At 68.1% G+C, this 24816-nt stretch carries 27 protein-coding genes; 9 read left to right on the top strand and 18 right to left on the bottom strand.

Annotated features, from left to right (window positions below):
* Positions 1–90: 90 nt before the first annotated feature.
* Positions 91–1530: a serine hydrolase gene (locus ACP693_RS16990; RefSeq protein WP_426016463.1), complete on the top strand. Its 1440-nt coding sequence runs from the start codon at positions 91–93 to the stop codon at positions 1528–1530.
* Positions 1531–1535: 5 nt separating this feature from the next.
* On the opposite strand, the gene ACP693_RS16985 is transcribed toward ACP693_RS16990, so the two are convergent.
* Positions 1536–2597 carry an SDR family oxidoreductase gene (locus tag ACP693_RS16985; protein WP_426016465.1) on the bottom strand — a complete coding sequence of 354 codons (1062 nt, stop codon included), beginning with the start codon at positions 2595–2597 and terminating at the stop codon, positions 1536–1538.
* A 96-nt stretch (positions 2598–2693) separates the two neighbouring features.
* Here ACP693_RS16985 and ACP693_RS16980 point away from each other — a divergent pair, with 96 nt between their 5' ends.
* Entirely contained in the window at positions 2694–3074 is a 381-nt protein-coding gene (locus ACP693_RS16980; protein WP_426016467.1) for a winged helix-turn-helix transcriptional regulator, read from the top strand.
* Between the two features lie 4 nt (positions 3075–3078).
* On the opposite strand, the gene ACP693_RS16975 is transcribed toward ACP693_RS16980, so the two are convergent.
* Both ACP693_RS16975 and tadA read right to left on the bottom strand, forming a co-directional pair.
* Positions 3079–3510: an MliC family protein gene (locus ACP693_RS16975; RefSeq protein ID WP_426016469.1), complete on the bottom strand. Its 432-nt coding sequence runs from the start codon at positions 3508–3510 to the stop codon at positions 3079–3081.
* A 43-nt stretch (positions 3511–3553) separates the two neighbouring features.
* Positions 3554–4012, bottom strand: coding sequence for a tRNA adenosine(34) deaminase TadA (gene tadA / locus ACP693_RS16970; RefSeq protein ID WP_426016470.1), 459 nt, complete (start codon positions 4010–4012; stop codon positions 3554–3556).
* Positions 4013–4024: 12 nt separating this feature from the next.
* Here tadA and ACP693_RS16965 point away from each other — a divergent pair, with 12 nt between their 5' ends.
* The 3 genes from ACP693_RS16965 to rsmD are packed head-to-tail and all read left to right on the top strand — an operon-like array spanning position 4025 to position 6575.
* Positions 4025–5560: a pseudouridine synthase gene (locus ACP693_RS16965; RefSeq protein ID WP_426016472.1), complete on the top strand. Its 1536-nt coding sequence runs from the start codon at positions 4025–4027 to the stop codon at positions 5558–5560.
* A gap of 21 nt (positions 5561–5581) precedes the next feature.
* A complete protein-coding gene (locus ACP693_RS16960) occupies positions 5582–5995 on the top strand; it encodes a GFA family protein (protein ID WP_426016474.1) in 414 nt (137 codons plus the stop codon).
* Between the two features lie 4 nt (positions 5996–5999).
* A complete protein-coding gene (gene rsmD, locus ACP693_RS16955; protein ID WP_426016476.1) occupies positions 6000–6575 on the top strand; it encodes a 16S rRNA (guanine(966)-N(2))-methyltransferase RsmD in 576 nt (191 codons plus the stop codon).
* Between the two features lie 72 nt (positions 6576–6647).
* Here the strand turns inward: rsmD and ACP693_RS16950 are convergent, their stop codons facing one another.
* The 5 genes from ACP693_RS16950 to topA form a co-directional block, all read right to left on the bottom strand.
* Positions 6648–7100, bottom strand: a complete 453-nt coding sequence (locus tag ACP693_RS16950; protein ID WP_426016478.1) for a hypothetical protein — start codon at positions 7098–7100, stop codon at positions 6648–6650.
* Between the two features lie 248 nt (positions 7101–7348).
* Positions 7349–7810 carry a low molecular weight protein-tyrosine-phosphatase gene (locus ACP693_RS16945; protein WP_426016480.1) on the bottom strand — a complete coding sequence of 154 codons (462 nt, stop codon included), beginning with the start codon at positions 7808–7810 and terminating at the stop codon, positions 7349–7351.
* 37 nt (positions 7811–7847) lie between these two features.
* The gene (locus ACP693_RS16940; protein WP_426016482.1) at positions 7848–8438 is read right to left on the bottom strand and encodes a hypothetical protein; all 591 of its coding nucleotides are present in this window, start codon (positions 8436–8438) and stop codon (positions 7848–7850) included.
* 46 nt (positions 8439–8484) lie between these two features.
* The gene (gene mutL, locus ACP693_RS16935; RefSeq protein WP_426019562.1) at positions 8485–10377 is read right to left on the bottom strand and encodes a DNA mismatch repair endonuclease MutL; all 1893 of its coding nucleotides are present in this window, start codon (positions 10375–10377) and stop codon (positions 8485–8487) included.
* Positions 10378–10575: 198 nt separating this feature from the next.
* Positions 10576–13212 (bottom strand): type I DNA topoisomerase, encoded by a 2637-nt coding sequence (topA, locus tag ACP693_RS16930; protein ID WP_426016484.1) that lies wholly within the window; start codon positions 13210–13212, stop codon positions 10576–10578.
* A gap of 138 nt (positions 13213–13350) precedes the next feature.
* On the opposite strand from topA, the gene ACP693_RS16925 reads away from it, so the two are divergent.
* Complete coding sequence (locus ACP693_RS16925; RefSeq protein WP_426016486.1) at positions 13351–13545, top strand: hypothetical protein; 195 nt, start codon at positions 13351–13353, stop codon at positions 13543–13545.
* On the opposite strand, the gene dprA is transcribed toward ACP693_RS16925, so the two are convergent.
* Both dprA and plsY read right to left on the bottom strand, forming a co-directional pair.
* Positions 13542–14615 carry a DNA-processing protein DprA gene (gene dprA, locus ACP693_RS16920; RefSeq protein WP_426016488.1) on the bottom strand — a complete coding sequence of 358 codons (1074 nt, stop codon included), beginning with the start codon at positions 14613–14615 and terminating at the stop codon, positions 13542–13544. The two genes, ACP693_RS16925 and dprA, sit on opposite strands and share 4 nt — an antisense overlap.
* Positions 14612–15250, bottom strand: coding sequence for a glycerol-3-phosphate 1-O-acyltransferase PlsY (gene plsY, locus ACP693_RS16915; protein WP_426016490.1), 639 nt, complete (start codon positions 15248–15250; stop codon positions 14612–14614). The genes dprA and plsY overlap by 4 nt, the downstream gene beginning before the upstream one ends.
* Before the next feature lie 127 nt (positions 15251–15377).
* Here plsY and ACP693_RS16910 point away from each other — a divergent pair, with 127 nt between their 5' ends.
* A complete protein-coding gene (locus ACP693_RS16910; RefSeq protein WP_426016492.1) occupies positions 15378–16310 on the top strand; it encodes a glycerophosphodiester phosphodiesterase family protein in 933 nt (310 codons plus the stop codon).
* 3 nt (positions 16311–16313) lie between these two features.
* On the opposite strand, the gene ACP693_RS16905 is transcribed toward ACP693_RS16910, so the two are convergent.
* The 7 genes from ACP693_RS16905 to ACP693_RS16875 all read right to left on the bottom strand — a co-directional run bounded on the left by ACP693_RS16905 (position 16314) and on the right by ACP693_RS16875 (position 22240).
* Complete coding sequence (locus ACP693_RS16905; RefSeq protein WP_426016494.1) at positions 16314–17228, bottom strand: alpha/beta hydrolase; 915 nt, start codon at positions 17226–17228, stop codon at positions 16314–16316.
* A 137-nt stretch (positions 17229–17365) separates the two neighbouring features.
* Positions 17366–17689, bottom strand: coding sequence for a GIY-YIG nuclease family protein (locus ACP693_RS16900; protein ID WP_426016496.1), 324 nt, complete (start codon positions 17687–17689; stop codon positions 17366–17368).
* A 63-nt stretch (positions 17690–17752) separates the two neighbouring features.
* Complete coding sequence (pyrC, locus tag ACP693_RS16895; RefSeq protein ID WP_426016498.1) at positions 17753–19024, bottom strand: dihydroorotase; 1272 nt, start codon at positions 19022–19024, stop codon at positions 17753–17755.
* 145 nt (positions 19025–19169) lie between these two features.
* Entirely contained in the window at positions 19170–20150 is a 981-nt protein-coding gene (locus ACP693_RS16890) for an aspartate carbamoyltransferase catalytic subunit (RefSeq protein WP_426016499.1), read from the bottom strand.
* A gap of 52 nt (positions 20151–20202) precedes the next feature.
* On the bottom strand, positions 20203–21126 hold the full coding sequence (locus ACP693_RS16885; RefSeq protein WP_426016501.1) for an AEC family transporter: 924 nt from the start codon (positions 21124–21126) through the stop codon (positions 20203–20205).
* Complete coding sequence (gene ruvX, locus ACP693_RS16880; protein ID WP_183195670.1) at positions 21123–21602, bottom strand: Holliday junction resolvase RuvX; 480 nt, start codon at positions 21600–21602, stop codon at positions 21123–21125. Before ruvX ends, ACP693_RS16885 begins: the two co-directional genes overlap by 4 nt.
* Before the next feature lie 59 nt (positions 21603–21661).
* Positions 21662–22240 carry a hypothetical protein gene (locus ACP693_RS16875; protein ID WP_426016503.1) on the bottom strand — a complete coding sequence of 193 codons (579 nt, stop codon included), beginning with the start codon at positions 22238–22240 and terminating at the stop codon, positions 21662–21664.
* Between the two features lie 430 nt (positions 22241–22670).
* On the opposite strand from ACP693_RS16875, the gene gatC reads away from it, so the two are divergent.
* Both gatC and gatA read left to right on the top strand, forming a co-directional pair.
* Complete coding sequence (gene gatC / locus ACP693_RS16870; protein ID WP_426016505.1) at positions 22671–22958, top strand: Asp-tRNA(Asn)/Glu-tRNA(Gln) amidotransferase subunit GatC; 288 nt, start codon at positions 22671–22673, stop codon at positions 22956–22958.
* 2 nt (positions 22959–22960) lie between these two features.
* Positions 22961–24439: an Asp-tRNA(Asn)/Glu-tRNA(Gln) amidotransferase subunit GatA gene (gene gatA / locus ACP693_RS16865; RefSeq protein ID WP_426016507.1), complete on the top strand. Its 1479-nt coding sequence runs from the start codon at positions 22961–22963 to the stop codon at positions 24437–24439.
* Between the two features lie 44 nt (positions 24440–24483).
* Here gatA and ACP693_RS16860 read toward each other — a convergent pair whose 3' ends face one another.
* Positions 24484–24816 (bottom strand): hypothetical protein, encoded by a 333-nt coding sequence (locus ACP693_RS16860; protein WP_426016509.1) that lies wholly within the window; start codon positions 24814–24816, stop codon positions 24484–24486.

The following is a 24816-nucleotide window of genomic DNA, read 5'->3' as shown; positions in this document are numbered from 1 at the left end:
CTTTCAAGCCTTTCGCCCATTACCAAAGCTTCACTGGCGGCCTGGGGATTGAAGTGGTGGGTTGCCGGCTTCTCGAACGGGGCCGGCATCATGTTTCGACAGCTTACGGCGACACTGGCGATCGTCGTCGCCCTGACCGGCGCGCCGCTCTGCGCCCTGGCCCAGACTTCGACCAGCGCGGATCTGGACGCCTGGGCCCAGCGCCAGATGAGCCTGCGCTCCATTCCAGGCATGCAGATCGCGGTCGTGAAGGATGGGCGGATCGTCCATTCGGGCGCCTATGGCCTGGCCAATCTGCAGACGCCGGTCCCCGTGACCGAAGAGACCGTCTTCTCGATCAACTCGGCGACCAAGACCTTTACCGGCGTCGAGATCCTGCGGCTGGTCGAGCGCGGCGAGGTGGACCTGGATGCGCCGGTTTCGACCTATCTGGCGGACTTGCCGCAAGCCTGGCGTCCGATCACCGTGCGTCAGTTGCTGACCCATATGTCGTGTCTGCCGGACATCATCACGCCGGACGGCGGCTACGTCGGTCGGGACAGGGCGAGCGCGCTGGCGGCCCTTGCGGGCCTGCCTTTGAGGTCGGTTCCGGGCGAGCGGTTCGCCTATAACCAGACCAACTATATGCTGCTGCAATGGATCGTCGAACAGGCGCAGGAGCGTCCGTTCGAGGCGGTCTTGGGCGAGGACGTCTTCAAGCCGCTGGGCATGACCCATTCGGGGTTCGGCGATTCCCTGGATCTGATTCCCGGCAAGGCCGACAGCTATCGCTTCAGTCGTCCCGGAGAGGGCGAGGCGCCGCGCCTTCAGAACGTGCACGAGCTGTTTCCGTCGTTCGCCCGCGCCGCCGCCGGCATCAACAGTTCGGCGCCCGATCTGGCGCGGTGGTTGATCGCGCTTCAGGCGGGCCAGATTCTAGCGCCGGCGACGCTGGAGGCGCTGTGGACGCCGGGACGCTTCAACGACGGCAAGGCGGGCGAGTGGGCCAATGGATGGCTCGTCGTCGAGCGCCAGGATCATCCTGCGGTCGGCATGACGGGCGGCGGCCGATCCGCCTTCTTCGTTTATCCGAAGGATCGGGTGGCGGTGATCATCCTGACCAATCTCGCGGGCGCCTCTCCCGAGGAACTGGTCGATTCCGTCGCGACCCGCTTCATTCCCGGCATGAAGTTGACGGGTGTGGCCGCGTTGCAGGAGCGGCTGGAAGCGGAAGGGTTCGATCAGGCCGAGCGGGTTGCGGCGGAACTTGCAGCACGGGACGGCGCCGGCGCGCTGCCGGAAAGCGATCTGAACAACTGGGGCTACCGGCTGCTGTCCAGGGGCCGGGTCGCAGACGCCCTGACCTTGATGAAGCTGATCGTCAGCCTCTATCCGCAAAGCGGCAACGCCTACGACAGCCTGGCCGAGGCCTATGCAAAGTCAGGCGACCGTGCGCGGGCCAGGGAGAACTACCAGCGCTCGCTCGCGCTGGATACGGCCAACGCCAACGCCGTCGAGCAACTGCGTCTGCTGGGAACCGACCCGTCCTAGAGGCGTCAGGGGATCAGGCGCTCGGCCCTGAGTTGCTTGAACAGGGCGAAGAAGGCGTCGTCGGTGGGCTGGTAGTCGAGGAAGCCCAGGCGGCGGCTCTTGCCCATGTCGGTCACCACCTCGATGGGGCGGCCGAGGTCGGCGTCGGTGTGCCAGGGCGAGGCCAGGCGGTCGAGGTTCGGCTCGACCAGGTTTTTGCGAGCGGCGAGGCGGCGCCAGACTTCGCGGTCCTCAGCCATCTGGGTCTCCAGCGGCGTGATCGTCCCGTCAAACGGGGCGGGCGTCAGGCCGAACCAGTCGGCGATACGGCCCCACATCCACTTCCAGCGGAAGACATCGCCGTTGACGACGTTGAAGGCTTGGTTCGCGGCGGCGGGCGTGGTTGCAGCCCAGACCAAGTGACGCGCCAACTGGGTCGCGCTGGTCATGTCGGTGAGGCCGTTCCACTGGGCCTCCGAGCCGGGGAAGCGGAACGGGCGGCCCGTCTCGCGGCACAGGCTGGCGTAGGCGGCCAGGGTGGTTCCCATGTTCATGGCGTTGCCGACCGCCTTGCCGATGATGGTGTGTGGGCGGTGAAAGCTCCAGGCGAAGCCGTCGCGTTCGGCGGCGGAGAAGACCTCGTCCTCCTGGGCGTAGTAGAAGTTGTCGATGTCGAGCCGGCCCTGTTCCTCGCGGAACGGGGTCTGGGGCAGGACGCCCTGGCCGTAGGCTTCGAACGGGCCGAGGTAGTGTTTCAGGCCGGTGACCAGGGCGACATGACGCACCGAGGCCGCCGGGCGCACGGCGTTCAGCAAGGTGCGGACCATGGCGGCGTTGACGCGGATGTTCTCCGCCTCCGTGGCCTGGCGCGCCCAGGTGGTGAAGAAGACGGCGTCGGGGCGGGCGTCGGCGAGGGCCGCCGCTGTCGCCGCCGGATCGTGGAGGTCGGCGACAATGGGCGTGACGCCCGCCTGCGCGACGGGACGGCGGGCGAGGCCCAGCACCGACCAGCCCTGGGCTGCAAGCTCGGCCGCGACCGCGCCGCCGGCGATGCCGCTGGATCCCACCACAAGGGCTGTTTTCGACATGGTCGTCTCCTCTTCGTTCGCCGCATCACCTAGTGGGGCCGATGCAGGGTCGCTAGAAGGCACCATTTGGGGACCTGGTCCCGGAAGGCGAGCACCATGCAGGCGAGCGGCGAAGACGAGGACTGGCGCGAGGACTGTGCGCCCCGGCGGGTGCTGGAGCTGTTTGCGACCAAATGGACCAGCATGGTGATGCACACGCTGCATGCGCGTCATGGCGGCTGTGCGCGGGCCGGCGTGCTGCTGCGCAGCCTGCCGGGGGTGTCCAAGAAGATGCTGACCCAGACGCTGCGCGAGATGGAGGTCAGCGGCTTGATCAGCCGCCATGTGCTGGAGACGATGCCGCCCGCCATCGAATACCGGCTGACGGACCTGGGCGCGCGGTTCGTGGAGCCGGTCGAGCTTCTCTATGCCTGGGGGCGTGACAACGCGGAGGCGCTGGATCAGCTCGCGCCGCGACCGACGTCGCGACGGGGCTAGGCTTTTAGTCCACCGCCCGGCACTGCGTCGGCTGACGGCCTTCGACGGACCAGGTGGCGAGGACGCCCTTGCCGCGCAGTTGGACGTTGGAGGCGCGGTACCAGATGCCGTCGGCGGCGCGTTCCTGATACAGGTCGATGGCCTCGCCGGACGAGTTGCGGATGGTCGCCATCTGGCGCGGATTGTCGAAATCGACCGACAGTCGCTCGCCGTTGTCGCACAGATAGACGGTGTGGACGACGCGGTTCAGGGTGCGGTCCTGGATCTCGGCGCCGGTGCGCTGGCGGGCGGTCTGGGCGTCGATGGCGCGTTCCTTGACCTCGTCGCCGGTGGTGGGCGCCTTGTCGGGGTCGGGACCGCAGGCGGTCAACAGAGCAAGCGCGGCGAGGCCGCTGAAGACGATCGACTGCGGCAGATCCGGCTTGAACAACGACATTCCCTCCACGGCGACGCCAAACAGCGCAGCTTTTCGCGGCGTTCTAACGTGCGCCGCCTGCCGCCGTTCCCCGCCTTTGACGGAAGAAGGATTTGAGCAGGGTGGACGCCTCTTGCCCCAGAAGACCTGAGTCCGTCGCCGGGCGCCAGTGGCAGGTGGGTTGTTCGAACAGGCGCGGGCCGTGGATGACGGCGCCGCCCTTGGGATCGTCGGCGGCCCAGACGACGCGGCCGATGCGGGCGTGGCTGATGGCGCCGGCGCACATGGCGCAGGGCTCCAGCGTCACATAGAGGGTCAGGCCCGTCAGGCGGTAGTTCTCCAGCGCCGTCGCGGCGCGTCGCATGGCCACGATCTCGGCATGGGCGGTGGGGTCGTGTGACGCGATGGGACCGTTGGCGCCGGTCGAAATTACCTCACCTGAGACAGGATCGACAAGAATTGCACCCACAGGCACCTCTCCTGCGTCCGCCGCCGCTTGCGCTTGGTCCAGCGCCATGCGCATGAACCGCTCATCATGGTCCGCCATACAGACGACAACGACAAGAAGCCCCGCGCCCGTCAAGACGAACGGTCGCCCCGGCCCTTTAAATCCTCCGGTCCCCGCAAGAGCGGCGACGGGACGAAATCCTATGGCGACAAGCCACGCAGCCCTCGCGAAGACGGCCCCAAGCGGTTCGGCGACAAGCCTGATCGCGGCGACAAGCCACGTGCCGGCAAGGACGGAAAGCCGTCCAAGACGCCCGACACGCCCCTGCGCGCCGAGCGAATCGCCAAGACCATGGCCCGCGCGGGCATCGCCTCGCGCCGCGAGGTCGAGCGGCTGATCGGCCTGGGCAAGGTGGCGGTCAACGGCCGCATCCTGGACACGCCCGCCACCCTGGTGACGCGCGACGACGTGATCACGGTCGACGGCAAGCCCATGGGTTCGACCCAGGCGACGCGCGTCTGGCGCTATCACAAGCCTGCGGGCCTGCTGACCAGTCACAGGGATCCGACCGGACGCCCGACGGTGTTCGACGCCCTGCCGGCCGGCCTGCCGCGCGTGATCTCGATCGGACGACTGGATCTGTCGACCGAAGGCCTGCTGCTGCTGACCAACGACGGCGAGCTGAGCCGGGCGATGGAGCTGCCCTCGGCCGGGCTGGTGCGTCAGTACCGGGCGCGGGCGCGGGGCAAGATCACGCAAGACCAACTGGACGAGCTGAAGAACGGCGCCGTCGTGGAGGGCATCTCCTACGGTCCCATGGTGGCGACGCTGGACAAGGCCAAGGAGTCCAAATCCGAGGACGGCCGGACGCCGAGCAACCTGTGGATCTCGGTGTCGATCACCGAGGGCAAGAACCGCGAAGTCCGCAAGGTGCTGGAGTCCGTCGGTCTGACGGTCAACCGCCTGATCCGCCTGGCCTATGGTCCGTTCCGCCTGGACGTCCTGCCGGTCGGCTCGGTCGAGGAGATCGGGCCGCGCGTGATCCGCGAGCTGCTGGCCGACTACATCCGGCCCGAGAACCTGCCGACCGGCAATACGGTCGAGACGCCTGCGCCCATTCCCGGTCGTCGGGTGTCGACGCCGATCCTCAAGGGAAACTCGGGCTCGGCCATGTCGGACCCGTCGCGCAAGCCCAGCCGGGTGCGCGCCGCCGAGACGGCCCAGGCCGATGCGGTCGAGCGCCGCGAGCGGCCACCCAAGAAGGAAGGCTGGGCCAAGGCGACGCCCCGCACCGTCCACCCCAAGAAGACCTACAAGCCCCGTGAGGACGGCGAACGCCCGGCGCGCGCCTACACGCCCCGCGAGGATGGCGACCGTCCAGTCCGCACCTACACGCCGCGCGAAGGCGCTCCGGCGCGCGCCAGCGACGGGCCCAAGCGCGAGTACAAGCCGCGCACGGCGGCTGGCCCAGAGGGCGCCAAGCGCGACTTCAAGCCGCGCGGCTTCGGCGCGAGCGGCAGCAGCCGTGAGACCCGGCCGCCCCGCACCGGCGGCGGCAAGCCGGCTGGCCCGTCGGGCACCAGCGGTCGCGCGCCGGGGGGCAAGCCCCGCACGCCGCGCTAAGGGGCGAATGGAGACCTGACGATGGATGCACGCCTGTCCGGCCGGTGCCTGTGCGGCGCGGTGACCTTCACCGCCACGCCCAACGGCGGCATGCACGCCTGCCATTGCCCCACCTGCCGACGGCAGTCGGGCGGCATCCTGTTCAGCGTCGACTGCGGCGACAGCGTCGAGGTGCAGGGGGATGTGGCGACCTACGCCTCGTCCGAATGGGCGACGCGGCAGTTCTGCCCCGCGTGCGGGACCGGCCTGTTCTGGCGCGCCAACGACGGCGGGATCACCATGGTCTCGGCCCAGGCGTTCGACGATCCGACGGTCTTCGCGCTGGAGGACGAGTTCTGCATCGAGAGCAAGCCGGACGGCTATGCGCTGGCGGGCGACCGGCCGCGCCTGACGACCGAACAACTGTGGGCGCAGTTCGCGCCGTCGCAGGCCTGACGCCGTGCGGATCGTCGCCGGGAGCCTGAAGGGCCGGGCCATCGTCGCGCCGGAGGGGCAGGGCACGCGCCCGACCTCGGACCGGGCGCGGCAGGCGGTGTTCAACGTGCTGGAACACGCCGCCTGGGCCGAGAGCCTGCAGGGCGCGCGGGTCATCGACCTGTACGCCGGATCGGGCGCCCTGGGGTTCGAGGCGGTCAGCCGGGGGGCGGGCTTCTGCCTGTTCGTCGAGACGGACGACGGCGCGCGCGGCGCCATCCGCGAGAACGCCGACGCCTATGGGGTGATGGGGCGCACGCGCGTGCATCGTCGCAGCGCCACGGACCTGGGCGTCAGGCCCGGATCGGACGGCGAGGCCTTCGACATCGCCTTCCTGGATCCGCCCTATGGCAAGGGGCTGGGCGAGCAGACGCTGTTGCGGCTGCTGGAGGGGAACTGGCTCAAGCCCGGAGCCCTGGTGGTGTTCGAGCGCGGGTCGGACGAGCCGGAGATCGACACGCCCGGCTATCAGCGGCTGGACGCGCGCGACTATGGCGCGGCGCGGGTGCTGTTCCTCAAGGCCCTGACCCCAACCGCCTGAGCGGGAAAAAGTGCACTCCAAATTTTTTGAGTGCACTTTCGTGCAGATTTTTGCGAGCGGATCGCAGCGGGATCAGTCCTCAGGCGGCGGACCCAGCAGGGCCTCGTCCTCATCCTCGATCTCGCGGCGTTCCCGTTCCAGAAAGGCCTGGGTCTCTTCGCGGCTCATGCCCTTGAAGAATTCGGCGTCGGCTTCGCGGCACGCGTCGCGAAGTTCCAGCCACAGGCGCTGCCAGCGACGCGCATCGGTGGCGCGACCGGCCTCCGTCGCCTCTATGAAATGCAGTCGGGCGGTCCGGGCCAGATGGTCCATGCCGACGTCCTCATAGAGGCTCAGGTCGATCTCGCCGGGCGGCGGCTCGACCTGATCGCTGCGCCGCCAGCCGTATTTGCGGGCGCGACGGCGGAAAGCGGACAGGCCCAGGTCGTGGCGGCGACACACGGCCTCGGCGCTGAGGCCGGACAGATAGTCGGCGCGGGCCTGGGCCCAGGTTTGAGCGGCGCGGATGCGATAAACGTCGGTCATGACCGCAGCCGTAAACCAACGCTACGTCAAATGCGGACGTGGGGTTTTGCTTCCTTCTCCTGTTGGGAGAAGGTGGCGCGTAGCGCCGGATGAGGGTCGGCTCCATCCGTCGGCGTCAGCCGTCGCAGGGGCTCGGGTCCAACATGCGACCCTCACCCTTTGGCTGCTTCGCGCCGCCCTTCGGGTCGCGCGAAGGCCGATCGCTCGCGCTCTCGGGCGCTCAAGCCCTCTCCCAACGGGAGAGGGTGTTAGAGTTTGGCGACCAGGCCGCGCGCGGCGGCCGTCACCTCGGCCCAGGTGATCTCGAACCCGGCGTCGTCGCCGAAATAGGGGTCGGTCACGGCCTGGCCCTCGCGGCCGGGGACGTGGTCGAGCAGCAGGCTGAGGTCGGCGGTCGCGTCGGCGGGGGCGATCCGGCGCAGGTTGTCCAGATTGTCGTGGTCCAGGGCCACCACATGGGTGAAGCGATGGAAATCGGCCTGCGTCACCTGCCGCGCCCGCAACCCCGAGATCTCGACCCCATGCCGCCGCGCCGTCGCCTGCGCCCTCGGGTCCGGCGGCTCGCCCGCATGCCAGTCCCCGGTCCCGGCAGAATCGACGATCAGATCGAGGCGGAGCCGCTCCGCCTCGGCGCGCAGGGCGGCCTCGGCGAGGGGAGAGCGACAGATGTTGCCGAGGCAGACGAAGAGGATGGAGGGCTTATTGGGCATGATATCCCCAGAATACACGTCTACTTTGTTAACAGTATCAATTTCCCCGTTGACCGATCTCTGCCTCGATTGCCCGAGCTAAGGCATCTAGAGTGCTGCGAAGTTCTTCAAGAACAACACGGGTTGGAGCACCTGTTTTGAGGGCGTCATTAACTCGACTAGTGACCCCAGATAGAGGCTCGTTCAGTCTTTCGCCAAGGCGATAGGCCAAGTCTGGGCTATTAATCTGAATTGCAGTTAGCCAGCGAAAAATAGCTGCGATTTGCAGGTTGGCTTGCGCGTAATGAGTGGTCAGATCATTTAGCCCATGGGCTGGAAGCATTAGGTTTGTGACGCCAATGCGAAGCGGCGCGTTATAGAACTGGTCGTCGCTGTCAGGTGAATTCCGTTCAATGCTGCGCTTAAGTTTATTCATTGTAGATTCGAGAGTCTCAACGTGACCCTCGAGATGCGATAGCTGCTCAAGCTGATGTGGCCTTAGATGAGGCTTGGCCGCCGGAGCTGGATTGGGCCAAACTGCTTTATAGGCTTGCACTGCGCCGAACACGACGCTGATCGCGCTCATCGCCAAACTGGCAATAGTAAATGGATCTGGATCTATGAGCTGTGAGTTTTGGCGGTTCGTCACGACGATGCTCCCATATTAAAACTTTTCTGCAACGCCATTGCAGCAATTACCGCCGCCCGAACAGCTTCTCCAGATCGTGCAGCTTCAGCTCCACATACGTAGGCCGTCCGTGGTTGCACTGGCCGCTGTGCGGGGTGGCTTCCATCTGGCGGAGCAGGGCGTTCATCTCGGGGGCCGAGAGGACGCGGCCGGAGCGGACGCTGCCGTGGCAGGCCATGGTGCCGCAGATGGCGGCGAGGCGTTCCTTGAGCGACAGGGCCTGGCCGTGTTCGGCCAGATCATCGGCGATGTCGCGGATCAGGCCCTGGACATCCGTGTCGCCCAGCATGGCCGGGGTCTCGCGCACCAGGACGGTGCCGGCGCCGAAGGCCTCGATGATCAGGCCCATCTCGGCCAGTTCGTCGGCGCGCGAGGCGACGCGTTCGGCCTCGGCGGGGTCCAGATCGACCACCTCGGGCGTCAGCAGGGCCTGGCGGGTCACGGACCCCTCGGCCATCTGGGCCTTCATCCGCTCATAGACCAGCCGCTCGTGGGCGGCGTGCTGATCGACGATGACCAAACCATCGTGGGTCTGGGCCACGATATAGTTGGCGTGCAGTTGGCCCCGCGCGGCGCCCAGGGGGTAGTCGAGGGGGTCCTGGGGGGTGGGGTGAATAGTGAGTAGTGAGTCGTGAGCGGACGGGTCGCGCGCGGCCGGCTGCTGGGGCCATGAGGGGCCGTCCCAGCTGGGTTCGACGCGGGCACTGCGTTCGTTGAGGCCGGGGATGATCTGGGCGGCGGCGGCGGGCTGGGACCAGCCGGTCCAGCCGCTGAAGCCCTGGGCCGAGGGGGCGCTGGGGCTGTAGGCGGGGCCGGAGCCTAGGCCGGTGTGGGGCTGGAAGCTGGACAGCGTATCGGCGGCGACGGTGGTGCTGGCGCGGTGGCCGGCGGCGTGCAGGGCGTGCCTCAGGGCGCCGACGATCAGGCCGCGCACCAGGGCCGGATCGCGGAACCGGACCTCGGCCTTGGCAGGGTGGACGTTGACGTCGACATAGAGCGGATCGATGTCCAGGAACAGGACGGCGGCCGGGTGCCGGTCCCTGGCCAGGAAGTCGGCATAGGCGCCGCGCAGGGCCCCTTGCAGCAGCCGATCCTTCACCGGGCGGCCGTTGACGAACAGATACTGATGCGCCGCATTGCCGCGCGAATAGGTGGGCAGGCCGGCGTAGCCCGACAGGCGCACCCCGTCGCGCTCCTGATCGATCAGCAGGGCGTTGGCCTCGAAGTCGCGGCCCAAGAGGGCGGACAGGCGTTTCAGCCGGCCCTCGTCGCCGGGGTGTTCGGCGGGCAGGCGCAGGGTGACCTTGCCGTCCAGCGACAGGGTGAAGGCGACGGCCTCGTGCGCCATGGCCTGACGCTTGATCTCCTCCGAGATGGCCATGGCCTCGGACCGCTCGGACTTCATGAACTTGAGCCGGGCGGGGGTGGCGTAGAAGAGGTCGCGCACCTCGACCCGCGCGCCGTGCGGGCCGGGGAAGGGGGCGGGCGCCAGGGGACGGGTCTCGCCGCCCTCGACCGTGATGGCCCAGGCGTCGGTTTCTTCGCGGGATCGCGTGGTGATCGACAGGCGCGCGACCGAGCCGATCGAGGGCAGGGCCTCGCCCCGGAAGCCCAGGGTGTGGATGCGCAGCAGGTCCACGTCGCCGGCGTCGTCAGGCTCCAGCTTGGACGTGGCGTGGCGTTCGATGGCCAGGGGCAGTTCGGCCTTGGGGATGCCCTTGCCGTCGTCGGCGATCAGGATGCGCGACAGGCCGCCGCCGTCCGCCTGGATCTCGATATTGCGCCCGCCCGCGTCTAGGGCGTTCTCGACCAGTTCCTTGATGGCGCTGGCCGGCCGCTCGACCACCTCGCCGGCGGCGATGCGGTTGACGGTTTCGGGGGAGAGGCGGCGGATGGGCATGAGGGCAGGAAGATAGGGGGCGGGGGGGATTCGCGCCATGAGTCAGGCGTCCTTCTCCCCTTGGGGGAGAAGGTGGGGCCGCAGGCCTCGGATGAGGGGGTTCTGTCCGCCTCGGTACGGTGAGGGGGAGACTGCGTGTGGCAGCCCCCTCATCCGTCTCGCTGCGCGAGCCAACTTCTCCCCCGAGGGGAGAAGGGATTACTCGGCGGGCTTGGTCTTTTTAGCGGGCGCCTTCTTCGCCGGAGCCTTCTTGGCCGCTGGCTTCTTCGCAGCAGCAGCCTTTTTCGGGGCTGCGGCCTTCTTGGCGGCGGGCGCCTTTTTCTTGGGCGCGGCGCCGGCCTTGGCGGCGAGCAGGGGCAGGGCGTCTTCCAGGGTCAGGTCTTCGGGCGCCGTACCCTTGGGCAGGGTGGCGTTGATCTTGCCGGATTTGACGTAGGGACCGAAGCGGCCGGCCATGACGTGGATCGGCTCACCTGTCTCCGGGTGGGCGCCCAGGTCCTTGAGCGGGGCCGTGGCGGCGCCGCGACCGGGACGACCGGCGCGCTTCTCGGCCAGCAGGGCGACGGCGCGGTTCAGGCCGACCTCGAACACCTCGTCGATGTCCGAGACGTTGGCATAGGTGCCGGCGTGCAGGACGAAGGGCCCGTAACGGCCCAGGCCCGCCGTGATCATCTTGCCGTCCTCGGGGTGGACCCCGACCTCGCGCGGCAGGGCCAGCAGACGCAGGGCCTGGTCCAGCGACAGGGAGGCGGGCGACCAGCCCTTGGGCAGGGACGAGCGTTTGGGCTTGTCGCCCTCGGGCGGCGTGATTTCGACATAGGGGCCAAAACGACCGATCTTCAGCTGCACCGGCTGGCCCGTCTCCGGGTCGATGCCCAGTTCACGGTCGCCGCTCTCGGCCGACCCGTCTTCAGCCGACGGGCTGGCGACGGGGCGGGTGTATTTGCAGTCCGGATAGCGTTCGCAGCCGATGAAGGCGCCGAACCGGCTGGTCTTCAGGCTGAGCTGGCCGATGTGGCACAGGGGGCATTCGCGCGGGTCGGAGCCGTCTTCCTTGGCCGGGAAGATGTGGGCGCCGAGGCTTTCGTTCAGGGCGTCCAGAATGGCGGTGGTGCGCAGTTCGCCGGCGGCCTGGGTCGCGGCGTGGAAGTCCGACCAGAACTCGCGCAGCAGCACCTTCCAGTCCAGCTGACCGGCCGACACCTCGTCGAGGCGCGTCTCCAGCGCGGCGGTGAAGTCGTATTCGACCCATTTCCGGAAGAACTGCTCCAGGAAGGCCGTGACCAGCCGTCCCTTGTCCTCGGGATAGAAGCGGTTCTTGTCGACGCGGACATATTCGCGGTCGCGCAGGGTGGACAGGGTCGAGGCGTAGGTCGAGGGGCGGCCGATGCCCAGCTCTTCCAGTTTCTTGACCAGGGTGGCTTCCGAATAGCGCGGGGGCGGTTCGGTGAAATGCTGGTCGGTGCGGATGGCGTCGACCTTGGCCTTGGCGCCTTCCTTGAGCGCGGGCAGGCGGCTGGTGTCGTCGCTCTCGTCCTCTTCCGCGCCCTTCTGCTTTTCGTCGCGGCCTTCTTCATAGACGGCCATGAAGCCGTCGAAGGTGACGACTTGGCCGGTCGCACGCAGGCCGGTCAGGCCGTCGGGCGTCTCGATATCGACTGTGGTGCGGTCCATCCGGGCCGCCTCCATCTGGGAGGCGACCATCCGTTTCCAGATCAGCTCGTACAGACGCTGAAGATCGGATTCGAGGCGCAGACTGTCGGGGTGGCGGGCGATGTTCGTCGGCCGGATCGCTTCGTGCGCTTCCTGAGCATTCTTGGCCTTGGTCTTGTAATAGCGGGGTTCTTGCGGAACGAAGGCCGGGCCGAACGCCTGGCTGATGACCTCGCGCGCCTGGGCGATGCCCTCGGGCGTGGTCTGGACGCCGTCGGTCCGCATATAGGTGATCAGGCCGCCGGTCTCGTCCACGCCCTCATACAGTTTCTGCGCCGCCTGCATGGTGCGCTGGGCGGAAAAGCCCAACTTGCGCGAGGCTTCCTGTTGCAGGGTCGAGGTGGTGAAGGGCGGGGCCGGGTTGCGGCGGACGGGCTTCTTCTCGACCGAGTTGATGGTGAAGTCGCCGGCGTCGATGGCGGCGCGGGCGGCGGCGGCGGTCGCCTCGTCCTTGATGTCCAGACGCTGGATTCGCTTGCCCTCATGCTTGACCAGGCGGGCGGTGAAGGGCGGGCTGTCGGCGTTCAGGTCGGCCTCGACGGACCAGTATTCCTGGGCCTTGAACTTCTCGATCTCCATCTCGCGATCGACGACGATGCGGAGGGCGACCGACTGGACGCGGCCGGCCGAGCGGGCGCCCGGCAGCTTGCGCCACAGCACGGGAGAGAGGGTGAAGCCGACGAGGTAGTCCAGGGCGCGGCGGGCCAGATAGGCGTTCACCAGCTCCATGTCGATCTGGCGCGGGGCGGCCATGGCGTCGAGGACGGCGGACTTGGTGATGGCGTTGAAGGTGACGCGCTCGACGTGCGTGTCCTTCAGCACCTTCTTCTTGTTCAGCACCTCCAGCACGTGCCAGCTGATGGCTTCCCCTTCGCGGTCGGGGTCGGTCGCCAGGATGACGCGGTCGGCGCGCTTGGCGGCCTCGGCGATTTCGGACAGGCGTTTGGCGCCCTTGGCGTCGGCCTCCCAATGCATGGAGAAGTCGTCGTCGGGCAGGACCGAGCCGTCCTTCGACGGCAGGTCGCGGACGTGGCCGTAGGAGGCCAGGACTTCGTAGTCCGGGCCGAGATACTTATTGATGGTCTTGGCCTTTGCGGGGCTCTCGACGATGACGAGGTTCATATCTGTCCGGTCTCGGGAAGGGGCGCGAACGTGGTTGGAGCGGGGCCGTGTGTCAATCGCACCTGTCGTCTTACAGCCCAAGGTAGTTGTGTTTTAATGAAGCGCGGTTAGATTGTGAGGCTGGCAACGGAGGCGATCATGGCGACGGCACACCCCCAATCGGCGAGCGCGCCGGAGTTCCGATCCGACATCAAGGCGGCGGCCTTTCCCACGCGGGAATACATCGGGGCCATGGCGCTGGAAATGGCCCGGCTGGCGCGCGACGAGGGAGACGCGCGGCTGGCGGGGATGCTGGAACAGGTCGCGGGCGTGGCGGGGCATCCGCCGGTCTAGGTGGACGCCAGCCCGCCGGGCAGCAGGTCGGCGCGGCCGGTCAGGCTGAGTTCCAGCAGGGCGGCGGCGACCTGGGAGACGGGGATGTTGAGGGCGCGGGCGATCTCGTCACGCGGCGTCGGGGTCGGTGACAGCAGGGCGGCGACGCGGTCGAGGAGGGCGTCGTCGATATCGCCGTCGAATCGCATCGGATCGGCAGGCGGCTCGCGCAGGGTGCGCAGGGTGTTGAAGGCGCGGTCGATGTCCTCGATCCCCTCGCACAAGATGGCGCCCTGACGCAGCAGCTCGTTGGGGCCGCGCGCGCGGGGATCCAGCGGCGAGCCGGGCACGGCGAAGACGTCGCGGCCCTGTTCGGCGGCGAGGCGGGCGGTGATCAGGGAGCCGGATCTGATCTCGGCCTCGACCACCACGACGCCGCGCGACAGGCCCGAGATGATGCGATTTCGGCGGGGGAAGTCTCTAGCCTGGGCGCGGGCGCCGACGGGGCTTTCGGAAACGATGCAGCCCTGATCCGTCAGGCGGGCGTAGAGGTCTGCGTGTTCGGGCGGATAGATGTCGTTCACCCCGCCGCCCAGGACGGCGACGGTCCCGGTGTCCATGCTTCCTTCGTGGGCGGCGGCGTCGATGCCGCGCGCCATGCCCGAGACGACGACATGGCCGGCCTGACCCAGCTGTTGCGCCAGGCCGCGCGCGATCCGCTGACCGCCGGCCGAGGCGATGCGGGCGCCCACGATGGCGACGGCGGGTTGGTTCAGCAGGCCGGCGCGGCCGCGCGTCCACAGGATGGGCGGGGGCGGATCGAGGGCCGCCAGCAGCTCGGGATAGTCGGCGTCGCCGAGCACCAGCAGACGGGCGCCGATGGCGTCGCCGGCGGCCAGCTCACGCTCGACCGCCTCGACCGGCGGGGGCGTGGAGGCGGCGCCGGACTTGCGGATCAGATCGGGCAGGGCGTCCAGCGCGCCGGCGGCGGACCCATAGCGGCCGAGGAGTTGGGCGAACGCGACGGGGCCGATGCGGTCGGTGCGGGCGAGCCGCAGCCGGGCGAAGCGTTCGGCCGGGCTCAGGCTCACGCCTTCTTGGCCCCGATGCGCGGTTCCTCGCCCTTCAGCAGCCGGGCGATGTTCTGGTGGTGACGCACCCAGATCAGGACGGCGGCGAAGACGGTCAGGGAGAGGATGGGCAGGCCCACCGGCAGGCCGACCACAGCGAGCGGCAGCAGGGCCAGCAGCGGCGCGGTCGCCGCCGAGATCAGTGCCGCCAGCGAGGAATAGCGGAACAGGAAGGCGCTGATCAGCCAGACGGCGCCCGCCATCAGGCCCAGGGGCCAGGCGGCGGCGAGCAGCAGGCCATAGAAGGTGGCGACGCCCTTGCCGCCCTTGAAGCCCAGCCAGACGGGAAACAGATGGCCCAGGAAGGCCGCGCCGCCGGCGATGGCGCCCGCGACCTCGCTGTCGAACAGATGGCGCGCGATCAGCAGGGCCACGGCGCCCTTGCCGGCGTCCAGCAGCAGGGTGGCCAGGGCCAGATCCTTGCGGCCCGTGCGCAGGACGTTGGTCGCGCCGATATTGCCCGAGCCGATATTGCGCACGTCGCCGGCGCCGGCCGCGCGCGTGATCACCACGCCGAACGGGATCGAGCCGAGCAGATAGCCGCCCAGCGCGACGAGCGCCAAGGTCCCGATCGCGGGGCCCACCAGATCCTGCACGTTGATTCGCTCCCCGCGTGTCGTTGCGGCAAAATGCGTCGGCGCGCGGCGCGGAGCAAGCGCGATCCGACCTCTTGACCCGACGATCGGCGCAGCGTCTGGTCCGCCCGCCTTGCCGGAGACTGTCATGACCCGAATCCCCGCCGCCGTCGCCGTGATCCTGATGCTTTCCACGGCAGGTTGCGTCGGCGCGCCGCCTGTCGGTTCAACGCCTGCCGCAGGGCCGGCTTTGGCCGCCTATTTCGACTGCGTGCGCGACGGCGGCGTGGCGATCTCGGCGCATCGGGCGGTCTCGGCTATGGATCAACCCGAGAACTCCATCGCCGCCATCGAGGCGACCGGACGGGCCATTCCCAATGCGATCCTGGAACTGGACGTCGTCCTGACCAAGGACCGGCATCTGGTGCTGATGCACGACGAGACGATGGATCGGACCACCACCGGGCGCGACCGGGTCGCGGACCTGACCCTGGCGCAGGTGAAACAGGCGCGGCTGAAGGCGTCGAACGGCGCCCTGACCCGCGCCGCGCCGCCGACCCTGGGCGAGGCGCTAGACGCCGCCGGGCGCGTCGGGGGCATCGCCAGCATCGACCTGAAACCCGCCGACGGCGAGACGACCGTCGATCTGGCGCGGGCGGTGATCGATCAGGTGCGCCGCTCGCGGGCGTCAAACCGGGTTATCCTGATCACCTATAACGAGGCCGATGCGCGGGCCGTGGCGGCGATGGCGCCGGAGATGATGATCTCGGCCGGGCTGAGCGGCGTGGACGATCTGCAAGGGCTGAACGCGCCGCAAATCCTGGCCTGGACCGGGACGCGCGAGGAACGGCCGGCCCTATGGCGCGCCCTGCGCGATGCCGGCGTCGAGGTGCAGTTCGGCACCCTGGGCCGGGAAGGCGTGCGCCGCGACGACCGCTACGCCGCCGACGGCGACGTGTCGGAATACCGCGAACTGGTGCGCCAGGGCGTGACGGTCATCGCCACCGACACGCCGCTGGCGGTCAAGTCGGTGCTGGGCGCCGAACTGGCCAAGGCGGCGACGTGCGAGCGGGTGCGCTGATCTTCAAGGTTTTGCGGGGAGCACCGTCATCAGGGCGCGGGTGAAGCCGACGGGCGCCACGGTCAGGTGATCTTCGTCTGCCAGGACCGTCGATCTGATGGTCAGACTGGGATAGGCGCGCGATTTCAGGATGCGTTCCATCGTGCGGACATCGGCCACCATGTCTGCGCCTGACGTGTTGCGACGGTCTGAACCGGGGACTTCCCATCCGCCGATGTACATGAAGACGTCGGCGGGCAGGTCGCGGTGGGTGCGGGCGTAGTCGGCCTCCATCCCCATGATGTGGCGCTTGTCGTACCAGAAGGACGGGCTGCCCAGGACATAGGCGTGAAACAGGCCGGGGTCGGTGAACAGAATCTGCGCGCCCAGCAGGCCGCCGTAGGAATGGCCCAGCAGGATGCGACGCGTGGGATCGGCGCGGAAGCGGTTCTCGACGAAGGGAAGGGCCTGGGTCTTCAGATAGGTCTGATAGGCGGGACCGCCGCCGTGAACGAGAGAACTGGCGCTGCGCGGGCCGTTTTCGGTTGGCGTGTAGTCGCGATTGCGGCTGACCGTGCCGCTGTCGCCGCGCGAATAGGACAGGCCGACCAGGATGAACTCCTCGACCACGGGGCCGTCCAGGTTCACGCGCCGCGCGATCTGGCGGATGATCGGGAAGGCGTAGTCCGCGTCGGTGACGTAGAGGACCGTATAGCGACGCTGGGGGCTGGTCTCGTAGCTGGCGGGCAGGCTGACGAAGACCTGATAGTCGCGGCCGGAGACGGGGTCCGGCACGGTCCAGACCTGGGTTCCCGTCAGCACATAGGGCGCGCCCTCGGCCGGGGCGTCGGGGGCAGGCGAGGACTGGGCGTCGGTCTGTTCCGAACAGGCTGCACCGCCGAACGCGAGGAGAGCCAGACCCAGTGTGACCATCTTCATCGGCGAATCCTTCAAAGCTATGCTGTGGTCAGCCTTGAAGACGAATGAGGCGGCAAGTCGGCCCTAGAACATGAAATCCGTCACCCTCGGGCTTGTCCCGAGGGCCTACGGTTAGGCTGTTTCTGGCGTCAACTGTTCTACTCAGGCCCATGCCGCCAGACCGGTGGCGCATTCCAGACGAGGGACAGGTCGTCCCAGTTCGGATTTTCCCGCTCGATCAGGTTGAACTTCCAGTGGCGAAGATACCGCTTGATCGATTTCTCGCGTTGAATGGCCGTTGTGACGCGTTCGTGAGGCTCGAACCAGACGAGGCGTTTGAGGTCGTGATCCTTCGTAAAGCCGGGGATTGCGCCTGCCTGATGTTCGCTGACGCGCCTGTACAGATCGCTGGTTACGCCGACATACAGAGTGCCTCGTATGCCATTCGTCATGATGTAGACGGCGACCAGCCCTCGTTCCATGAGCGGAGTGTTGTCAGGCGTGGGCCCTCGGGACAAGCCCGAGGGTGACGGGTTTTTTTGAGTTCAGTGAACCTTACGACCACCGACCCAGGTTCCGATCACCTTGCCCTGGAGCCTGCGGCCGTCGAACGGGGAGTTCTTGGATTTGGAGTGCAGGGCGTCGGCGTCGACGATGATCGGCGCGCCGAGGTCGAACAGGACAAGGTCGGCGGGCGCGCCTTCGGCCAGGACGCCGGCGTCGAGGCCCAGCAGGGCGGCGGGGCCCTGGGTCAGGGGGCGCAGCACATCCAGCAGGTCCAGCCCGTCCTCGTGGTGCAGGGTCAGGGCGGCGGGAAGCAGGGTTTCCAGGCCGATGGCGCCGGGCGCGGCCTCGGCAAAGGGACGGCGCTTGTCCTCGGCGGGGGCGGGGGCGTGGGCCGAGGTGATGACGTCGATCAGGCCTTCGCGCACCGCCTCGATCAGGGCCTGGCGGTCCGCCTCGGATCGCAGCGGCGGGTCCAGCCGGTAGAAGGTGCGATAGTCGCCGGTGTCCACCTCATTGAAGCACAGGTGGTTGATCGAGACGCTGACGGCGACCTCCAGCCCCTTGGCGCGGGCCCGGGCCAGGGTCTCCAGCGCGCCCTCGGTCGAGATCTGATCCACCAGGAACCGGGCGCCGGTCTGTTCGACCAGGGCCAGGTCGCGCTCCAGCCCGATCCGCTCGGCGATGGCCGGGCTGCCGGACAGGCCCAAACGCGTGGCCAGTTCGCCGGAGGCGGCGACGGCGCCTTCCGTCAGCCAGGGATCGGACGGGCGGCAGGCGATCAGGGCGTTGAAGGCGGCGGCGTAGCTCATCACCCGTTGCAGGGTGCGGCTATTGACGATGACCTTGTCGCCGTCGGTGAAATACAGGGCGCCGGCTTCGTCCATCAGGCCGATCTCGGCCATCCGCTGGCCGTCCAGGGCCTTGGTCGCCGCGCCGGCCGCCCGGACATTGACCAGGTCCAGAGCGGCGCCGCGCCGCTGGATGAAGTCGATCATCGCCGGGTCGTCGACGGCGGGGTCGGTGTCGGGCTGGACGACGATGGTCGTCACGCCCCCGGCCGCGGCGGCCAGGCTGGCGGACTTCAGCGTTTCCTTGGGCTCGGCGCCCGGTTCGCCGGTCTTCACCCGAATGTCGATCAGGCCGGGCGCGAGGCACAGGCCGTCCGCGTCGATCACCTGATCGGCGTCGATGGGCGATGCGCCGTGAACGACACGAACGATGCGGCCGTCCGCGATCAGTACGCCGCCGGGACCGTCGTAGTCCGTGGCGGGGTCGAGCAGGCGGGCGTTGAGGATTGCGATCGTACTCATTTCCGTCACCCTCGGGCTTGTCCCGAGGGCCCACGGCGAAGGCGGCTCGGCTGTTGGATGGCGGAGACTGAGCGGCGGGCGCTCGTGTGGCGGACAGGTGGGCCCTCGGGACAAGCCCGAGGGTGACGGATGTTTTTGGGGTCCATCACTTGTCTCCCCAACGGGCGGAGAGAGAGGCCAGCACGGCCATGCGGGCGGCGACGCCCATCTCGACCTGATCCTGGATCAGGGAGACGTTCAGGTCGTCGGCCACGTCGGAATCGATCTCGACGCCCCGGTTCATCGGGCCGGGATGCATGACCTTGGCGTCCGGCTTGGCCCAGGCCAGCTTCTCGCGATCCAGGCCCCAGAAGCGGAAATATTCGCGGGTCGAGGGCACCAAGGCGCCGGCCATCCGCTCCAGCTGAAGCCGCAGCATCATCACCACGTCGCAGCCAGCCAGCCCCTCGCGCATGTCGTGGAACACCTCGCAGCCCCAGCGGTCGGCGTCGCCGGGCACCAGGGTCGGCGGGCCGATCAGGCGCACCCTCGCGCCCATCATCTGCAACAGGGCGACGTTCGACCGCGCCACGCGGCTATGGGTGATGTCGCCGCAGATGGCGACGGTCAGGCTGGTCACATCGCCGAACGCGCGGCGCATCGACAGCAGGTCCAGCAGGGCCTGGGTCGGGTGTTCGTGGCGACCGTCCCCGGCGTTGACGACGGCGCACCCGACCTTCTGGCTCAGCAGCTCCGCCGCGCCCGAGGCCGAGTGGCGGATGACCAGAATGTCCGGCTTCATCGCGTTCAGCGTCACCGCCGTATCGATCAGGGTCTCGCCCTTCTTCACCGAGGACGAGCCGACCGGCATGGTCACGACATCGGCGCCCAGCCGCTTGGCGGCGATCTCGAACGAGGAACTGGTGCGGGTCGAGTTCTCGAAGAACAGGTTCACGACCGTGCGGCCGTGCAGCAGGTCCAGGGCCTTGGAAGACTGGCGATTGAAGTCGACGAAGGCGTCGCCGAGGTCCAGCAACTGCGGCGTCACATACGGATTGAGGTCCGCTGCGGCGAGGAAGTGGGGTTTCGGGAACGGGACCAGCCGATCGCGGATGGTCTGGTCGGTGACGTCTGAGGGCTGGGTCATCGAGACGCGGCTATAGGCGTGACTCGGTCTGAACGCCAGTGTCGGGCGTCAGTCAGACGAAATGGAACAGCGCCAGAAGGATGGGGATGACCACGGCGCTGCCCACGGTGGTCAGGGCGATGACCCCGGCGATCAGGGGCGCGTCCCCGCCCATCTGGCGCGCCAGGATGTAGGAGGCGGCCGAGCCGGGCGCGGCCCCGCAGATCAGGGCGATGCCCTGGGCCAGGCTGTCGCCGCCCAGGGCCCAGGCGATGAACCACATCAGGGGCGGCATGACGCCCAACTTGACCAGGGTCACGGCGGCGATGGTGGTGCGGCTGCGCTTGACCTCGGCAAACGAAAGCCCCGCCCCGGCGACGATCAGCCCCAGCGGCAGGGCGGCGGCGCCCAGCAGATCCATCGCATCCGACAGGCCGGGGATCAGGGGCACGCGCAACAGGTTCAGCGCCAGGCCGATCAGGCAGGCCAGCAGGATGGGGTTGGCGATCATCGACTTGGCCAGCCCCAGGGCCGAGGGCTCGCGTCGCAACGACCCCCATTTGGCCAGCACGGCGACACAGGCGATATTGGTCACCGGAATGATGAAGGCGATGGCGACCGCCGCCATGGCCGTGCCCTCCGAGCCATAGACCGACTGGATCACCGGCACGAAGACGAAGCTGTTCCAGCGGATCACGCCCTGGAAAACGCTGGTGTAGGCCGGGCCGTCCAGGGTGATCAGCGGCTTGGCCGCCAGGGTCGCCGCCGCCACGATCAGGGTCGCCCCGACCGCCGCCGCGCCCGCGACGGTCGCGCCGCCGCCGGCCAGGTCCGCATGCCAGATCGCGGGGATCAGGAAGCTGGGATAGAAGATGTTGATCGACAGCTTCTCGATCGGCCGCCACGCCTCGTCGGGCAGGAAACCGGATTTTCGCAGCCCATAACCCAGGGCGATCATCAGAAAGACCGGCAGGACGCCGGCGATCAGGGCCGTCAAACCCAGGTCGCCTGATCCCGCACCCGATCCAGCGCCCCTTGCAGAATCCAGGCGGCGGCGGTGCGGTCCACGACCTGGGCCCGGCGCTTGCGGTTCAGGTCCAGGTCCTCGATCAGAAACCGCTCGACCGCGCTGGTGGATAGCCGCTCGTCCCAGAAGGCGATGTTGACGGGCCGCAGACGCTCCAGATTGCGGGCGAAGGCGCGGCACGACTGGGCGCGCGGCCCCTCGGTCCCGTCCATATTGGCGGGCAGGCCGATCACCAGGGCCGAGACCTTGCGATGGGCCATCAGCTTGAACAACTGCTCGGCCTCCAGCGTGAACTTGGACTTGCGGATCAGCTCCAGCGGCGAGGCGATCAGGCGCGTGGCGTCCGACACGGCGACGCCGATGGTCTTCTCGCCCAGATCCAGCCCCATCCACGGCGTGTCGGGCGGGCAGGCGGCGGGTAGGTCGAGGAGGTCGAGAACGGGCACGGCCTGCGGTTAGGACCGGCGCGGCCCTAAGTCAAAGGTTGTGGCTTCGGGAAGCGGCGTCAGGGGCGACAGTCGCGGCTGTAGGCCTCGTCGTAAGGCTTGTCGAAACAGGCGATCAGGCCGTCCAGGACGTCCAGGTTCATGGGCCACTTCAGCGTCACGCCGTACTTCTCTCCGAACGCACGGGCCGATTCTTCGAAGTACGCCGGCGCCGGCGTGGCGGCCAGCCGGGTGCGCGCGGCCTCCAGGCCGGCGCGATCACGGTTCAGAAAAGCGACGGTTCCCAGCGCATAGTCATGAAATCCGTCCGTCTGAAACGCCGGGTTCACACCGGCCATCAGCAGGCGCACCGCAGGCTGAGTCTGGCCAAGCGAGGCCCTCACCTGTCCCTCGTGCCAATAGTTGGTGTGAAGCTCGCTCTGGGTCAGGTCGCCCCAGTGTGCTTTGCGATAAGCCGCCAACAGATCAGCCGCCGTCTCGCGACATTCCTCACGGGCCCCCAACGGACGCCAGCCTCCCTCCATGTCCTGATCGAAAGCTTGAGGCGACAGGGCCAGCATCGCCTCCTTGTCATAGGTGCAGGGCGTGGGCGCGGGGGCAGACTGCAAGACGGCGGCTGCGATGGCGGCGAGGAGCATGGCGTGCCCTGTAGTTGCGCGAAACCAAAGCAAGACGTGTGACTGTGGCGCCAATGCGGCCGGACGTTTGGCGCTCGCCGCCCATGCTGCATCTCGTCCTGCTGGGGCGCAGACCGTGTCGGCGGAGCGACATGGCAGGCCCGGAATTTATTTGTCCATCATGCCGATGTACGGCGTGGCAAGGCTTTCAGGCTCATTTTGCGTGCCCAACCCATCGGCCTTCCTGGCGCGGCTATAGTGTCCGGTCGTAAACGCGGGAGGGTGCGATGAGGTGGATTTGGCAGGTTTGGCGCTTTGTCACCCTGTTTTCACGCCAAGGCGCCCGGCGCGACCTGGGTACAGGCGAACACCGCCTCGTTCTTGTGAATCCGCGCCTGTGCCGCTAATCCCGCCCCCTAGACCCCTTTATCGACGTGCATTGGAGGGCCGCATGGCCATCGACGCTGCGACGGTGCGCAAGGTTGCGCATCTCGCCCGCATCAAGACCCCCGAGGATCGGCTGGAGCCGCTGGCCCAGGAGCTGAACGGCATCCTGCAGTGGATCGAACAGCTGAACGAGGTCGATGTCGACGGCGTCGGGCCCATGACCTCGAACGTCGCCCAGCCCCTGCGCCTGCGCGAGGACGTGGTCACTGACGGCGGCAAGATCGACGCCGTCCTGTCCAACGCCCCGAAGTCCGCCGACGGCTTCTTCGTCGTGCCCAAGGTGGTCGAATAGTCATGAGCGACCTGACCAAACTGACCCTCAAGGGCGCCGTCGATGGCCTGAAGGCCAAGGACTTTTCCTCGGCCGAGATCACCCAGGCCTTCCTGACCAATATCGAGGCCGCCAATCCGACACTGAACGCCTATGTCGAGGTGACGGCGGACAAGGCCATGGACATGGCGCGCGCGTCCGACGCCCGCATCGCCGCCGGCGAGGGCGGGGTGCTGGAAGGCGCGCCGCTGGGGATCAAGGACCTGTTCTGCACCGAGGGCGTGCAGACCACGGCCGGCTCCAACATGCTGCGCGGCTTCGTGCCGCCTTATGAATCGACCGTGACCGCCAATCTGTGGCGCGACGGGGCGGTCATGCTGGGCAAGCTGAACATGGACGAGTTCGCCATGGGTTCGTCGAACGAGACCTCGGCCTTCGGTCCGGTCAAGAACCCGTGGAAGTCGGCCAACTCCAACGCCGAACTGACGCCGGGCGGATCGTCGGGCGGTTCTGCCTCGGCCGTCGCCGCCGACCTGTGCCTGGCCGCGACCGCGTCCGACACCGGCGGTTCGATCCGCCAGCCCGCCGCCTTCACCGGCACGGTCGGGATCAAGCCCACCTATGGCCGCGCCAGCCGGTTCGGCATGGTGGCCTTTGCGTCCTCGCTGGACCAGGCCGGCCCGATCACCAAGACGGTCGAGGATGCGGCCCTGTTGCTGCAATCCATGTGCTCGTTCGACGCCAAGGATTCGACCAGCCTGGACGTCCCGACGCCCGACTGGACCCAATCGGTCGGCAAGTCGGTCAAGGGGCTGCGCATCGGCGTGCCGCGCGAATATGTCGTGGACGGCATGCCCGCCGAGATCCAGGCCCTGTGGGACCAGGGCGTGGCCTGGCTGAAGGACGCGGGCTGCGAGATCGTCGAGATCAGCCTGCCGCATACCAAATACGCCCTGCCGACCTATTATATCGTGGCTCCGGCCGAGGCCTCTTCCAACCTGGCCCGTTACGACGGGATGCGGTTCGGGCACCGGGCGGATCAGTTCAGCTCGCTGGACGACCTGTACGCCACGTCGCGCGCCGAGGGCTTCGGCAAGGAGGTTCAGCGTCGTCTGACCATCGGCGCCTATGTGCTGTCGGCCGGCTTCTACGACGCCTATTATGTGCGTGCACTGAAAGTCCGTCGCCGCATCGCCGAGGACTTCGACAATGTCTGGGGCCAGGTCGACGCCATCCTGACCCCCTCGACCCCGTCGGCCGCCTTTGCTCTGGGGGACAAGCAGATCGACCCCCTGACCATGTATCTGAACGACGTCTTCACCGTGACGACCAACCTGGCCGGCCTGCCGGGCATCTCGGTCCCTGCCGGCGTGGACGCCGGCGGCCTCCCGCTGGGCCTCCAGGTCATCGGCAAGGCCCTGGATGAGGCGACGGTGTTCCAAGTGGGCGCGGCGCTGGAACGCGCTGCGGGCTTCACGGCCAAGCCCGGCCAGTGGTGGTGAATTAAAGAAAAGGGCCGGCGAGATCGCCGGCCCTCCGTTATTGATCAAGACGCCGGAAGCGCCTTCAGATCCGCGTCGATCGCCGCGATCTTCTCGTCGGTGATGTTGCCCTGGGAGTAGGGCGCGACCTGGCGAAGGGTCATGCCCTTGAACTGGCCATAGGCGGGATGCTTATCCATGCCGGGCAGGTGCTTCTCCAGCACTGCCTTGGTCGCCGGATCGTTGACCAAGGCCTCGATCGGGCTGTCGATGGTGGGATGCGCAGCGTGGTGCTCGTCATGTGCGTGTTCTGGCGCAGGGGCGGGAGCGGTCTGGGCGGAGGCGGCGCCGGCCAGCAGCAGGGCGGCCGCCGCAGTGGCGATCAGGGTCTTGGTCAT

Origin of the sequence: Brevundimonas sp. TWP1-3 (genome assembly GCF_049896085.1) — a bacterium.
GTDB lineage: Bacteria > Pseudomonadota > Alphaproteobacteria > Caulobacterales > Caulobacteraceae > Brevundimonas.
Note: the sequence above shows the minus strand (reverse complement) of the source record. Positions and strands in the feature narration are given on the sequence as shown.